Annotated in this window: 12 protein-coding genes, 1 tRNA gene and 1 pseudogene; 1 reads left to right on the forward strand and 13 read right to left on the reverse strand. The window is 39.7% G+C overall.

The window, feature by feature from the left end; genetic code table 11:
• The first annotated feature begins 746 nt into the window (after positions 1-746).
• Positions 747-1,508 (forward strand): hypothetical protein, encoded by a 762-nt coding sequence (locus tag DEAC_RS18250; RefSeq protein ID WP_047811524.1) that lies wholly within the window; start codon positions 747-749, stop codon positions 1,506-1,508.
• Between the two features lie 289 nt (positions 1,509-1,797).
• Here DEAC_RS18250 and DEAC_RS18255 read toward each other — a convergent pair whose 3' ends face one another.
• The 13 genes and pseudogenes from DEAC_RS18255 to DEAC_RS18305 all read right to left on the reverse strand — a co-directional run bounded on the left by DEAC_RS18255 (position 1,798) and on the right by DEAC_RS18305 (position 13,686).
• Entirely contained in the window at positions 1,798-2,100 is a 303-nt protein-coding gene (locus DEAC_RS18255; RefSeq protein WP_047811525.1) for a zinc-ribbon domain containing protein, read from the reverse strand.
• 260 nt (positions 2,101-2,360) lie between these two features.
• Positions 2,361-2,846 carry a CarD family transcriptional regulator gene (locus DEAC_RS18260; protein ID WP_047811582.1) on the reverse strand — a complete coding sequence of 162 codons (486 nt, stop codon included), beginning with the start codon at positions 2,844-2,846 and terminating at the stop codon, positions 2,361-2,363.
• Between the two features lie 671 nt (positions 2,847-3,517).
• Positions 3,518-4,033 carry a DUF5104 domain-containing protein gene (locus DEAC_RS18265; RefSeq protein ID WP_047811526.1) on the reverse strand — a complete coding sequence of 172 codons (516 nt, stop codon included), beginning with the start codon at positions 4,031-4,033 and terminating at the stop codon, positions 3,518-3,520.
• Between the two features lie 76 nt (positions 4,034-4,109).
• Entirely contained in the window at positions 4,110-5,078 is a 969-nt protein-coding gene (locus DEAC_RS18270) for an RHS repeat-associated core domain-containing protein (RefSeq protein WP_053006498.1), read from the reverse strand.
• An 85-nt stretch (positions 5,079-5,163) separates the two neighbouring features.
• A pseudogene (locus DEAC_RS24860) lies at positions 5,164-5,307 on the reverse strand (site-specific integrase); the annotation flags it as partial.
• A 91-nt stretch (positions 5,308-5,398) separates the two neighbouring features.
• Complete coding sequence (locus DEAC_RS24610) at positions 5,399-6,085, reverse strand: tyrosine-type recombinase/integrase (protein ID WP_053006499.1); 687 nt, start codon at positions 6,083-6,085, stop codon at positions 5,399-5,401.
• Between the two features lie 180 nt (positions 6,086-6,265).
• Positions 6,266-6,348 (reverse strand) — tRNA-Leu (locus tag DEAC_RS18280).
• A 145-nt stretch (positions 6,349-6,493) separates the two neighbouring features.
• Entirely contained in the window at positions 6,494-6,790 is a 297-nt protein-coding gene (locus DEAC_RS18285; RefSeq protein ID WP_047811527.1) for a hypothetical protein, read from the reverse strand.
• Positions 6,791-7,176: 386 nt separating this feature from the next.
• Complete coding sequence (locus DEAC_RS18290; protein WP_152671439.1) at positions 7,177-8,265, reverse strand: DUF5667 domain-containing protein; 1,089 nt, start codon at positions 8,263-8,265, stop codon at positions 7,177-7,179.
• Between the two features lie 196 nt (positions 8,266-8,461).
• Positions 8,462-9,106 carry a TVP38/TMEM64 family protein gene (locus DEAC_RS18295; protein ID WP_047811585.1) on the reverse strand — a complete coding sequence of 215 codons (645 nt, stop codon included), beginning with the start codon at positions 9,104-9,106 and terminating at the stop codon, positions 8,462-8,464.
• Positions 9,107-9,342: 236 nt separating this feature from the next.
• Positions 9,343-9,723, reverse strand: a complete 381-nt coding sequence (locus tag DEAC_RS24865) for an ABC transporter permease (protein WP_427846275.1) — start codon at positions 9,721-9,723, stop codon at positions 9,343-9,345.
• A 14-nt stretch (positions 9,724-9,737) separates the two neighbouring features.
• The gene (locus DEAC_RS18300) at positions 9,738-11,495 is read right to left on the reverse strand and encodes a YhgE/Pip domain-containing protein (protein WP_427846276.1); all 1,758 of its coding nucleotides are present in this window, start codon (positions 11,493-11,495) and stop codon (positions 9,738-9,740) included.
• Positions 11,496-11,526: 31 nt separating this feature from the next.
• The gene (locus DEAC_RS18305) at positions 11,527-13,686 is read right to left on the reverse strand and encodes a YhgE/Pip domain-containing protein (protein ID WP_047811528.1); all 2,160 of its coding nucleotides are present in this window, start codon (positions 13,684-13,686) and stop codon (positions 11,527-11,529) included.
• Between the last annotated feature and the right edge of the window lie 29 nt (positions 13,687-13,715).

The following is a 13,715-nucleotide window of genomic DNA, read 5'->3' on the forward strand; positions in this document are numbered from 1 at the left end:
CTCCTTAACCATTTACGGACATGCTGCATACAATGTATCAAAACCTTCTCGATCTCTTCTTATGATATCTAAAAAGAGGAGGTGTAACGAATGTTTATTTTCGGAATAATTGGCGCAGCTTTAGCCTTGATTATTGGTTTGGTGTTGGTTATTCTTCATTTAATTTTTGGCGGTATAGCAGCAAACGCTTAATTCATTCTTCCGCATCGTGAGGAGCATGATCTTCCTTATGTGATTTACATTTGAAAGAGCAGCCGTATTTTACAGCTGCTCTTTCTTACTAAATAATCTATTCTATTTTCTATGATCATCATGTGTACACACTCAGCTTAAAGTTATCAATATCATAAGCTTCTTCAACATTCTTATTAAATAAGCAATTCCTGAGATTATACTTTTCTGATAGTTTTTTTCTAGTAAACCTATAAATCAAGTGCAATTTCGTTAAGTTTTCCGGCCATTACGGAAATTCCCTCTATGCTTGTTGTGATTTCCTGCGTAGCAGCAGCTTGTTCCTAGATTCATTAGCCATAGTTATAATTTCACTCGTTAACTTTTGAATTTTAGGGACTGTACTCTATTAAATACCTTGCCAAAAGTACACGCTGAGCAAAAATATGGGGGACGTGAATTCACAAAATCCTAACAAGTTTTTCAGCAAACATTCAGCGTACGTTCAGCGTACATTCTGAAATCAAAGGTATACTTGGATAAACTACAAAATTGATTTCAAGGAGTGTTTAATTATGAAATTCAACAAAACAACCAAAATTGCTCTTGCTTCAGCCGTCATTACTTTGTTATCCTCATCTACAGTTTTTGCAGGAACTATGAGTCAATCATCAGCTCAAACGAAAATACCGCAAATGTCTCACTCAAGAGGTTTTGACGGAGGATTGAAAAGTCGATTAGACAGCTTAGTATCTTCTGGTACCTTAACCTCTGCCCAGGAAACGGCTATTAACGATGCTCTAAAAGCATCCATGCCTCAACGTGTCAATCCATTCGATAGTCTGGTAAGCGCAGGAACCATTACACAAGCCCAAGAAACGGCAATCGAAAATGCTATGCAAACAGCTCGAAAAAGCGGCACTAAAACAGATATGAAAACCGTTCTTGACAGCCTCGTTAGTGCAGGGACCATCACCGCTGACCAAGAAACTGCAATTACGAACGCTATGCCCCAACCTAAAGATCAAGGCCTCAAGGGAAAAGAACATAAAAACCCAATCGATAGCTTAGTCACTGCAGGTACCATTACCCAAGCTCAAGAAACGGCAATCGAAAATGCTATGCAAACAGCTCGAAAAAGCGGCACTAAAACAGATATGAAAACCGTTCTTGACAGCCTCGTTAGTGCAGGGACCATCACCGCTGACCAAGAAACTGCAATTACGAACGCTATGCCTCAACCTAAAGAGAACACCGGCTTAAAAACAGCTTTAGATAAACTGGTTACAGCCGGAACGATTACTCAAGCTCAAGAAGATGCTATCTTAACAAAGTAAGACAATAAATGGCAAGAGCGTTGGAAATGTGTTGTTCCAACGCTCTTGCCATTTTTATTCTCACTATAAAGCGAACTCGCTTACGCCAAAGCTGAACATCGGGGCTTCAGATACAATAATGTCCAGTGGACATTATTGCCGAGCCGCCTTTTCCAATAGGAATACTGATAAACATGATTATCCAAATGAGCATTTAGATTCAAAGTTAAATAACATTGCGTTGAACGACAGTAAATAAAAAAAGCCTTCCTGGGTGTTAACCCTAGAAAGGCTTCGGTCGATTAAATAATTACCAATTGTTTCTCGTGCGTGGTTGATAACAGTCACGGCAATATACTGGTTTATCACCCGTCGGTTGGAAAGGCACTGTCGTTTCTTTTCCACAATTAGCACAGATTGCAGGAAACATTTCTCTTTGAGGGCGAGAGTATCCACTATTGTTTCTGCCTTGTGCCTTTCTGGCAGAACGGCATTTTGGGCACCGACCAGGTTCGTTAGCAAATCCCTTTTCTGCGTAGAATTCTTGTTCGGAAGCGGTAAAGGTAAACTCACTGCCACAATCCTTGCATGTTAAAATTTTGTCTTCAAGCATTAAAAAAACCTCCAAAATATATTACCCGCGCTACATGGGAAGTAGTTATTGCTTCCTATAGCTTTAGGCAACAGAGGAAGGTTTTCGTAAATCCGCAAATATTAACGAGCTTATTAAGTATAACTGTAATGAAGAAATAAGTCAAATACTTAATAAGCTATTTCTCAAATAGATATTTCCTAAATATGGTATACCGAGAATAATAAAACAGGACTTCAGGAATAAGCAAAACGTTATCAAAACCGTATTTGAGATTATCTCTAGGAGTTCAACACTTCATCCAACAAACGAACTGCTTGTTCTTCTTTAAGGCCCTTAACCTCCATTATCTCGCTGACAAAAACATGACGTGCATTATTCAACATGTTTACGTCATCTGCCCCAAGTTTATTTATTTGACCCTTACGTGTTAAATCACGGATAATTTCCGCACCTTTATAAATGTCACCACTTTTAAATTTCTTTTTATTAATATCTTTGCACCATCGTTGATTTTCAAGAATAATCGGGTCAGTATTTCCAAGGTTAAAATCACTGAGTACATTTTCCAATATCTCATGGTTAACTATCTGACGCATACCTACATCGACAGCTTTGTCCATTGGAACCATAACATGCAATTTCTCCTGAGGAATGTTCAAAATGTAGCAGAGTTTTCTTTCCCCTAAGATCTCTTTTTCTTCAACTGCTTCTACAACACAAGCCCCATGAACTGGATATATAATCTTGTCACCAACGTTAAATATCATACCGTCTACCTCCAGACTACCACCCTAAGTATATCACAAAACAAGAAAAATTAAAAATAATTATTTTACCATATTATATTTATTTGTGTCAATAATTTATTGAGGAAGAAATCAGCTCAATCTTATAACAATTATTAATGGCAAAACTGGCGTCATCAAAAACCGAAAAATCCTCCCTTTAGCCGTTCACGGTTTAAGGGCCAAGAAGAATACCTCTCAACCGCATTTCGCAATATTTCAAGTACGAGTTTTGAATCTTGGGTTACTAATTTTCTAGCAGTCTCAAATGTCGTTATCTTATGCTCGTTTTCAATTCTTGCTGGATTTTTTTGAGAAGTACACACATTTATTTTTTACACACAAAAAGAGAACCTCTCAGTGGTTCTCTTAGCATTAGCTAGAAATAATCATGATAATGCATTAAAGGGTCTCCGGCTAGCGAAAAATGTGCGTATGTTAGCTCAATACGGCACTAAGGTCAAATATATTAATAGCACGTCTCCCCAGAGCGGTCAAGGGTCGAGATGAATGGCTTCGCGCCATTAGCCGTTTCGGAAACTATGTAATATGATAGCCATGTTAAGGCAAGCCTTAACCTTGTATGGCTCATTCCAAAAGAGACAGCCGCCTTTAGAAATAAATTCAAGGCAGCTTTTGATAGGCTATTGTTACGGTTTATATATTCCGGCAATTTTCATTTTTTGCCATGAACTAAATTGCGTATTTTCATCCTCGGCTTTAATCACACGTAATGAATATAAACCAACATTAGATTGGTCTGTATTTGTCGTGTATTCCAAAAGAAAGAAAAGATATTTTTGTTTGTCAGTCTCGACAATATAAAATGATTTTACCTCATTTGTACTATGCCCGTAATTGTCCGACTCATCAACTATTAGCCCATCATTCTTTTTAGACTGAACCTTGCCTTGAAAAAGCTTAAATAAGTAATTCATACTTCCATCAAAATCCTTAGCTTCAGCCAAAGCTTGTTTTGAAAACATTGCCCTTAAAGCATTTTTATCTTGATTTTGTATAGCTACAATCACTTGTTCTAGTTGAGCATCTGCTTTTTTATCGTCACTTTCTTTGTTAAGAATTCCCGCTCTTGACCCTCCTAGCGAACATGAACTTAGTAAACATGCTATGATAATTAATAAAATAGCATATGTTATTTTACGCATAACCTATCCCCTTCTGGTTTGTACCATTGTAATATCCGCTAACACAACTAATATACTCTAACTTCTTTGTCCAACACTAGAATGTATATGTTAACAAATATTTATTATCTTTTGATATCGACCATTTATCTTTATTATCCAAGTATGCATTAGAATTAATAAAAGCATTATACATATCAGTTTTATTGGAAAAATCAATTGTATAAATAGCTGTCAGGTAATCTGCATCTGCTTGATCACCTTGATAATACGGATTAAAACCCGTTACCCACCATTGTGGTTCGTTAGGATTATAAGAAAATATAACGTTACATTTATTATCTTTAAGAGACAATGTTATTGGCATTGCATCACTTGTATCTGCCAGCCATTGATCTGTCTTAACACCGCAAATACTTAATCTTGAGTATATACCCATTTCTGCACCAGCTCCAAGGTTAAGATAATTTCCTTTCCATGCCCAGAAAATATAATCTGTTCCTCCGTAATTAAATTGAAATTTTGCTTTATCCATGCTTGTGGAGTAATTGAAAACAGTATCATAGAAATCATTATAACCGGCATATTGCTGCAAAGCATCTTGCCTCGCATGGTATACGCCACCTGAATCCCTGACAAAACCCGCTTTATAATAGAGATCGCTAAACCACCCCTGTTGAGTTGCGTATACGTTGACTGGGTTAGCTATTAACCATTTTGCAGAAGTTCTCGTCACGTCTGTAAACTCAGGCCAATTTCCACTCATATCAACATATAAAATAGGATTATTAAAGCAATAAGTATAAAGATTCAGGCTTAACGGGTCTATTGTTTTTCCTGTATTTGTATCTTCATTCAAGAATCGGCCTGTTGTCGGATCATAATTTCTTGCCCGCAAGTAGTAGGTATTCGTCTCTAAATCTAGATACTCTCCTGAATACCTGAATACATTAGTGTCATTAGGGTCAATATTTTTCTCATTCCCAAAAGCATCATAGTCATAATTCTTTGTGACATTCCCTGACGTATCAGCTAATTGAACAACATCTCCATGCCCATTATACATATATTGTTTCCTGACGTTTTTGACGACAGCATGAACTTGTTAACGACTGAAATCGTTTATTTCAGAATGTCTATTCACATGTTAATTAAACTATTTTGCCGACCCTTTTAGGCTTAATCAAGTTCATCAACGGCGATGCAGTTGAATGTGCAACTTTCAAGTCCTCATCAGTAGCTGCAATATAACGTCTAGTCATGGATAAGTCCGTATGTCCCATTAACCGCTGTAAGAATAATGCGTTACCACCGTTGCGGAGAAAGCCTAGAGCAAATGCATGTCGAAGCTAATAAGGGCGAATTTTAACGCCCAATTGGTTGGCATTACTTCTCTAGGCGGTCACCCCAAGTATGTCTGTTCAGCATCGTCCCATCGGCAGAGGCGAAAATTGGCGTTACATCTATCCATTCACGAGGACGAACTGCAATGAGTTGTGAGATTAACGAGGCAGTTGCTTGACTGACAGGTAAGATTCGCTGATTTCTTGTTTTTGCAATCTCCGCACGTATGAAGATCTCTAGAGTACGGGAATTAAAATCATGTTTGGTGAGTTGGCATGCCTCTTTTGGCCTAATACCTGTATCAATCGTCAAGAATATAAGTGCCTTGTCTCGCAAGCCAGCATAAGTTCGAACATCAGGCAATTTCACCAATTCTGTGAGTGTTTCAGTATCCAGTTCAACAATCCTTGGCTCAGCTCGACGTTTTGAAAGGTTCTTGAGCGGGTTTTCATCCATATAACCTTGTTCCACACACCACTTGTAGAATCCTTTCAAATACGCTAACCGAATGTTGTATGTGGCTGGGGCAATCTTTTCAGTCATATAGGCGTATAGGTTCGCCTGTAAATTGCCATCGGGAAATAAACGATAATATTTGTGGATGTGATAATCATAATCATGAATTGTCGTGTCCGATCGGCCTTGTGCCTTCTTTTCAGCTAGGAACATACTTAGCGTATCCTCCCAACGAATCAATGATTGTGTGACCTTACGTACCCTTTTTGCCATAAAACAATACCTCCCTTTTATTTGTGGAGGCATCCATAATTTTCTAAACGCTAACACACTGGACTCGCCGTAAACCAACACACTGGACTCGCGTTAATTTACGTCCAAATCCACCTTATACGTACAAAATCAAAAAGTACGCTTGAGTCTTACTCTCAAGCGTACTTGAACGTTTCTAAATGGTGCGGGAGACAGGACTTGAACCTGCACGGTTGCCCGCTGGAACCTAAATCCAGTGCGTCTGCCAGTTCCGCCACTCCCGCATGTTGAAATCACGTAGCAGAGAATATAATACCATATATCTTACAAAAAGACAAGGGATAGACTACAACTTGCCCAAACCATAAACTCACAACAAATTCACTATAAACTACTATAACTTGTAACCTGGGTTTACCTATCACACTGTTACCCCATGCTCCGTAATAACCAAAAATATTCGGATAGTAAAATGATCAGATCAATTCCTATCAAAAACAGCAAATTCTTTAGCCAATTCTCCGGATAGTTCCAATAATATAAAACGATATTGATTATGATGAGGACGGCCGAACTAATACCCCAACGCCAATACAAGCTTGAGTCTTTGGAAAAAAGATGAATAAACCAAATGATGGGCAAAAAAAGAAAGACACCCAAAAAGGTAATCATATTGTAGCCAATTTGACGACGCAGATCATCGGGGGTAGGTTTAGCTTTGCCCAAAATTTTCTCTCCTTATCTACCCTGATTATTACTTGAATATCAGTATACCATAATTTTGACACTCCCACGGCTGAAGCGGGTGGAATTCTTGGGTGATTAAACCGAAATCCATTTCTAGTGGCTAGTGTATTTAGGATTCACGTATTCAACTCGAATACCTTCCAGAAAGGCCTCGTACTCGATAAACGAAGCAATGTATCGCTGAATAGTTTCACTAGATACCACGATTAAAACCATAGGCTTTCGTCTGCGTTTCTGTAATCATGAGCATCAAAAAACTCCCATAAACCTTTTGGCTATAGAAACTCCCGCACACTGCTGAAGTGTACGGGAGCTTTTTCAGCTATTGTTACCTTACCATTTCAGAGGATTCAGTTACCCCATCTCTAATCTCTTTGATGGTCTTCTCTGCCGTGACTTTTACTTTTTGGTCCATTTCCATGCTCTGAATTTGGTGATCCCTTTACTGAAGGATGAACAGAATTGGAGCCGGCCTCAGGGCCGGACATCATGACTCCTTGAGTCATCGGAGTATGCCGAGCAGGTGTAACTTGCTGGGTCCCAGAATTATCCTCATCCTGGTCTTGATCATCCAGGTTAAGCTTTACATTTTGCTTCAAGGACTTCTTAAAGTTTTCTAAAGCGACTTTAGCATCCTTTTCTAATTGCTTAGTATTATTTGTTACCGGTTGAGTATTTGTTGGACTCGAGTTTGCTGTCACTGAGCCGGAATCAGTCACAGATCCTGACGTTGATGCAGAAGTACCGGAAGGAACCGTCGTACTCGAATTCGTACTCGAAGAAGTACTCGAAGTCGTTCCCGCGGTGGAATCCGTCTCTTCAGCAGGCAATTTAGTTACAGCCTTTTCCATAGTTTTAACAATATTCAAGGCTAATCTTTGAGCAGCTTGGGGGGGAAGCTTATCCAATAAACTGCTTAACACCTCAATATTATTTGAATTCACATTTGCGAGAGCTATAGTGAGGGCTTTAGCCGTTTCACTGTTTGGATCTTTTGCTTGGCTGATAAAATTTTCAGCTTGACTCATCTTGTCTGAGTATTGAGATAGACTGGCTTCAGCTGCCTGAGAATTTCCTTGCTGCATAAGTTTCTTAGCTTCGGCTAGATTTGCTAAAGCATGGTGCTCATTAATAGAAGCCTTATTAACAGGATCAGAGGTCAACATAAGCTGAATTTTGCCTAATAAATCTGTGAACCAATTTTCGGCTGTGACGGTATTGCCATTACCATCAACAACAGTCGCTGGAGATACCGTTACAGGCACTGTCGGATCTAAGGGAGGCACAGCTGTATTTGTATTTGTATTTGTATTTGAATCTGAATTTGCAGCTGCAGCTGTAGTTGCATTGGTTGCCGAAGCGGCAGAGGAAACAGTATCAGCGAGTGTCAGAGCGGAACCAACAGGCAGGGTAAGTAAGGTAAATGTTGCGGCGATAGCTATTTTTCTTTTCATGTGCTGTATTTTGTTCATAACTTATCATAATCCCCTTTTTTATGCTTTAGTACGTACTATTATTTCTTACGTATATAAAGGAGGTTTTAAGGGGGGCACGAAAATTATTTTTACCCAATCGTAAGATAGGCCGTTGCAAAATGCATAAGCGCTCAGAGAAGCTTTTACTAGGGAGTATAAGCTATGCCAAAACCCTCTAAAATACCGTTTTTCTTTTATTAAGAAAATAACTCGTTCCCCAGAATAGTGCCAGGGCAGCAAATCCCAAAACCAGCCAGAGCCAGGTTGCCCGCGCAATTCCCAAAAAAACAAGAGCCGTACCGATATAATACGGAATCATGGAAACCGCAGCGGTCCAGAGATAAGTCCATAACTGCATCGAGGGCATGGCGCCTGCTATATAATTAACAGCAAAGGCAGGGATAGGAAGCAGCCGGGCCACTAGCAACCCGAAAGACCCTTTGCCTTTGACCCAATTATCAACTGTGTTGAAACGTTCCGGCGAAATAAGTTTTTTCATCAGGGTTTGACCATAATATCGCACAAGAATGAAAATAACCAGGGAGCTAAATGTCGAACCGATCCAGGCAAAGAAGACCCCTTCATACACTCCAAAGACTTTCAAAAACATAATAACCAGCCCTTCTGAGGGTATGGGCGTCATGCAGATTGCCGTCATCAGTAAAATTGCGAAAGCAACTCCCCAAATGCCCCAGGCCTGAATAACGTCAGAGATCCGGTTCTGACGATCATAGTAGAAAAAGGCCACTAACAAGACAATAAAAACAACAGTAATCAGAGCCGTTAAGCCATACTTTCCCAGCTTGTTTTGATCTCCCATCGTTAGACTCTCAGTCCTTCCTCTTTTAATCCCCTCGTGAGAAACGCCCCTCATTAAACAAAACCATGCCTATATAGTGTTTTATCCTCTTATATGCCTGGTTTTATTTATAAAAACGGATAGATATTCATTAGGCAACGGCCCCCTTACGATTGGATAAAACCTAATTCTCGTTTAGTAATGTTCCCAAATCCTGCTATGTTATGACTGATAATCCCTCTGCCCTTTTTGAGCACCTATAGTCCCGATTCCTTAAATTTACGCTCCATTAGTTCCGTAAGCCTGTGAAAGGGCCTTTTTAAAATCCCCAGGCAGAGAAATACAAGACTGAAGATAAGCAGAGCAGCTGCATAGTTGATTACTTTGCCCCATAATGGACCTGCTATCGCTTCCCGAAATCCTCCGATAGCATAAGTAAAAGGCCAGAGAGGCTGCAGGATTCCAAAGATTCTCGGGTTTGTTTGAATAGGATAAATTCCCCCGGAGCCGGCAATCTGAAAAACCATCATGACCACAACAATCGCCTTACCAACATTGCCAAAGATTGAGACCAAGGTGAAAATGATGCTGGTGAAGCAAATCCCCGAAAGCAAAGCAAAGCCGAGCATTAGGGGCATATTTGCCGGAATAACTACTTGTCGCCTAACGTTACGATAATCGCCTGTACAAGGGAAATGGCCATAAATAAAAGCATTTTGCCATAATGTCTTTGGATCAGCGTCAATGTTCTTTTCTCATTATCTCCATAAGCAGTATGTTCAACACTCAATAAAGACGAGGACAGCAGGCCTCCCACCCAAATAGCTAAAACAGTATAAAAAGGGGTTAAGCCCTCCCCAAACGTCTTCATGTTGTAAATATCAACTTCTTTGACATCAATAGGCGAGGAGAGAAAACTGGCAGCCTGGCCAGGGTTCATTTTCATTAAATTAATCATCGTATTAAGGTTATTTTCGTTTAAGTCCTTGAGTTTAACCTGTAATTGATTTAATTCGTTCTGAAGATTTGCGAGTTGATTGTTTAAATCACTAGCCTCTTGTCTGGATATCTCACTGCCCGCTATACCATAATTGGCTAAAGCATTTAACTGAGGCACAATAACCTTTGTGGATTCCAGGATCGTATTAATATTATCCAAGCCGCTTGTAAAATTATCCGAGAGATTGTTAAAAACCTTTAGCCCCGCAGAATAAAAATTATTTGTTATTGGTACTAGGTTATTGGCAATTTCTTGATTTAGAGCAGAAACTTGATCAATAGCCGAAGTTAGAGACGCTTGGGAAGCGCCGTTATTAAGAAGTGTTTTGAGTGCGTTTACTTTTGTTTCTTCATCGCTGACTAATCCTTGCAAATCCTTAAGCATGCTTATCAATTGGCTTATTGAGCCGTTGGGATAACTTTTATTGATAGATTCTAAGCTGTTAATATCGGCATCGATTAAATTATTGGCCGAATGAAGAGGACTTGAGAGTTCATTGATAATATTTATCAGATTACCTGAATCTGAAGTCGAGGCCATTTGCTTCAAGGTCGACAACAAGAGCTGATTTTGCTGATTAATGGCTTCCAGCTGAATCAAATCGTTATTCATCTCTGCAGCCGTGTTGTTAATCGCTTGTTTTGTAGAAAGCACCAGAGATTTATTGGCTTCGGCGGCACTTTGTAAATTGTTAATTTGGGCCGTAATTTGAGGCAGATTTGTTTTAACAGTTTTTAAATAACCTTGTAAAGCTTCGGAGTTAGTATTTGCCTTATTGATGAATCCTCGAATCGCTTCCAGGTCACTGCCAGCCTGAGTCAATGTATCTTTTATCTGCAGGATTTTAGCCTTGTTGGTCTGAATATTTCCTGCCACGGGATTTAAGGTTTCCAAGACTTCCTTCGTAACTGTTGCCAGAAAATTGCTTTTAATGCTATCGGCTAATTCCTGTGTTGCCGCATTGGAAATTTTGGAGGCGATAGCATTTAGTTTTTCATTAACCCTATAGGTAATATGGGGTTTGGGGGCAGTTACACTTGTCAGGCTTACTAACTTTTGCGAAAAATCGCTTGGGATCTCTATGAGAGCGTAGTAGTATCCTTCATTGAGCCCATAGTTTGCCTGCCAGGAATCGAGGATTATCCAGTGGATGGATTTATTCTTTTTTAGTTCTGTAATAATCTGATTCCCCACGTTAATTTCTTGACCATTAAAGGATGTGCCTTGATCATCGTTCGTTACTGCTATAGGAAGATTGCCTGTGTTGGCATAAGGGTTCCAACTGGCTCGGATATTGATCCAGGCGTATAACGAAGGCAGAATGCCTAAGCCTATAATAATTAAAATTGCTGCTTTGCTCGTAATAATGCTCTTCAAATCTTGCCTAAAGACTCCGATTAATTCTTTCATGCCAGGCTCCTAACTATTACAGAATTCAAACTTACTCTCCGATTCCCGACAGCTTAAAATTCGCTTCGAACTTACGAACGTGCTCGTATAAAACCTTTTTAAGGAAAAAGCCCAACAGAATGAATATGACTGAAATGAGGATCAGCATGAAAAAATCCAAAGCAACACTGCTGATTAACGGGCCGGCCATTGCCTCTCGAAAAAGGGCAATAGCATAGGTAAAGGGAAATGTCGGCTGGAGTATTCTAAGAATTAAAGGGTCAACCTGAATAGGATACGTCCCCCCGCTTCCCGCTAATTGGACGATCATATAAATAATGGCTAAAGCCTTGCCGAGATTACCCAGCAGAGAAACTAAGGTATAGGTGATAATGACAAAGGTTAGTGATGATATTAAAGCAGCCATAATCATCAAAGGCGTACTAACCGAATACACGCCTAACAAAAGCTTATCACCCAGAGAAACAATGAGTCCCTGCACAAGGGCTAACGTGATAAAGGTTAACATTTTGCCAAAGTGTTTCTCACGGAGCGACAAGGTCTCAATTCCTTCGTAATAGGCAGGTTCCGTCTTGAGCAAGGACGTTAAGATGAGTGTTCCCACCCAAAGAGCTAACACTGTATAGACGGGGGCCATAGCAGAGCCATAGTTTGGCACTCCATAGATAGACTCCTCCTGCAAATTAAAGGGTGATGCAATGTAACTTCCCATTAATTCAGGATTACTCTGGAGTATGCTTAAAATTTGCGCTAAGTCATTATTACTAACCATCTGAAGTTTATCGCTCAAAGCAGAGATAATCCCTTGATACTCTAACAACCTGCTTCTTAAATCGCCGGATACTTTGGCGGCCAATTGACTGCCTTGAATTGCTGTTCCCATAAGACTATTGATTTGAGCTTGAAGTCCCTGAGCCGACGTTATGAGATTTGAAGCATCATTGGCAGCATTGGTCAGATTGCCCGCAATAACATTTAGATCCTTTTGGGCGCTGTCATTATAGAAATTAGCAGCCTGAATGATTTGGGAGTTAAGATTTGTTGTTATCTCATTTAATTGCTGCCACAGTGTTTGATTGATTGTATTGGCCTGATTGAATTGCTGCTGTAAAGAATTTAATTGATTGGTTTCGGCTGTCAAGGAGTTTTTAATGCTTTGCAAAGAACCAATTAGATTAGCAAGGTGTGTGCTGGGACTGAAATCATTAAATTTCTGCAAGTAAGTAATAATAGTGCTTATTTGGCTATTAAGGGCCTCTAACTCCAGGTTTATCTGCCCAATGGTGGAATTCACTTGAGATGCGGACGTGTTGGCTGCTGAGGAATTTACGCTCTGCAGCAAATCATGGATTCTGTTCACTGAAGCTTGAGCGTTATTCAAACCTGCCTCGATCGTATCAAAAGATTGGTTTAAGGTAAGCTGAGTCGTTTTAAGCATTGCCGAGTTATTGTCGTTAATTTGAGCCAGATCGCTTAATTGATTATCCACTCCCGGCATGGCTGCCTGGATTTCTGTCAGGAACGAGCTTAAGTTACCAGACCGGCTGTTGATGTCCTGAAGCAGCGGTAAGATCAAACCCATGTTCCGATTAATCTGGATTATTTCATCTTTCCATTGAATGATCTTGCTTTTATTCGCTTCTGCATCTGCACCGACTTTATTAAACAAGGTGAAAATACTTGTGTTGACGGTAGATATAAAGCTGGTTGAAATCTGGTCCACGAGTGAACTTTTAGCTGCCTCCGTTATTTTGCCGGCAACAGGATTGGCCTTCGTATCCACCTTATAAATTATTTCTGGTTTCTTCGTAGCAGCCGTTAGAAAACTAACAAAACTCGCTGAAAAATTGCTTGGGATCTCTATAACTGCAAAATAAGTCCCGTCAACGACCCCCAAATTGGCTTCATTGTCTGACACGAATTTCCAGCCAATCTGTTTATTCGTCTTTAGTGTATTGACAACGGTATTGCCTATATTAATCAGTTTTCCTTGATATGTAACACCTTGGTCCTGATTCACTACCGCCACCGGAATTGAACCGGTGTTTTCATAGGGATCCCAGCAAGCAAATATATTTACCCAAGCATAGAGGGAGGGCAAGATACATAATCCAGCAATGATTATTAAGGCAATGGGATTTGCCTTTATCCTTTTGAGGTCATTACTATATAGTTTTAAGATATTCTTCAAAGGATCGACTCTCCTTTTTAGAACTATTT

Origin of the sequence: Desulfosporosinus acididurans, from assembly GCF_001029285.1 — a bacterium.
GTDB classification, from domain to species: domain Bacteria; phylum Bacillota; class Desulfitobacteriia; order Desulfitobacteriales; family Desulfitobacteriaceae; genus Desulfosporosinus; species Desulfosporosinus acididurans.

Bases quoted from the DNA above. Each gene is read 5' to 3' on its own strand.
- DEAC_RS18250 (WP_047811524.1), top strand. From the start codon at position 747: ATGAAATTCAACAAAACAACCAAAATTGCTCTTGCTTCAGCCGTCATT.
- DEAC_RS18255 (WP_047811525.1), bottom strand. From the start codon at position 2,100: ATGCTTGAAGACAAAATTTTAACATGCAAGGATTGTGGCAGTGAGTTT.
- DEAC_RS18265 (WP_047811526.1), bottom strand. From the start codon at position 4,033: ATGCGTAAAATAACATATGCTATTTTATTAATTATCATAGCATGTTTA.
- DEAC_RS18270 (WP_053006498.1), bottom strand. From the start codon at position 5,078: ATGTATAATGGGCATGGAGATGTTGTTCAATTAGCTGATACGTCAGGG.
- DEAC_RS24610 (WP_053006499.1), bottom strand. From the start codon at position 6,085: ATGGCAAAAAGGGTACGTAAGGTCACACAATCATTGATTCGTTGGGAG.
- DEAC_RS18290 (WP_152671439.1), bottom strand. From the start codon at position 8,265: ATGAAAAGAAAAATAGCTATCGCCGCAACATTTACCTTACTTACCCTG.
- DEAC_RS18295 (WP_047811585.1), bottom strand. From the start codon at position 9,106: ATGGGAGATCAAAACAAGCTGGGAAAGTATGGCTTAACGGCTCTGATT.
- DEAC_RS24865 (WP_427846275.1), bottom strand. From the start codon at position 9,723: ATGCCCCTAATGCTCGGCTTTGCTTTGCTTTCGGGGATTTGCTTCACC.
- DEAC_RS18300 (WP_427846276.1), bottom strand. From the start codon at position 11,495: ATGAAAGAATTAATCGGAGTCTTTAGGCAAGATTTGAAGAGCATTATT.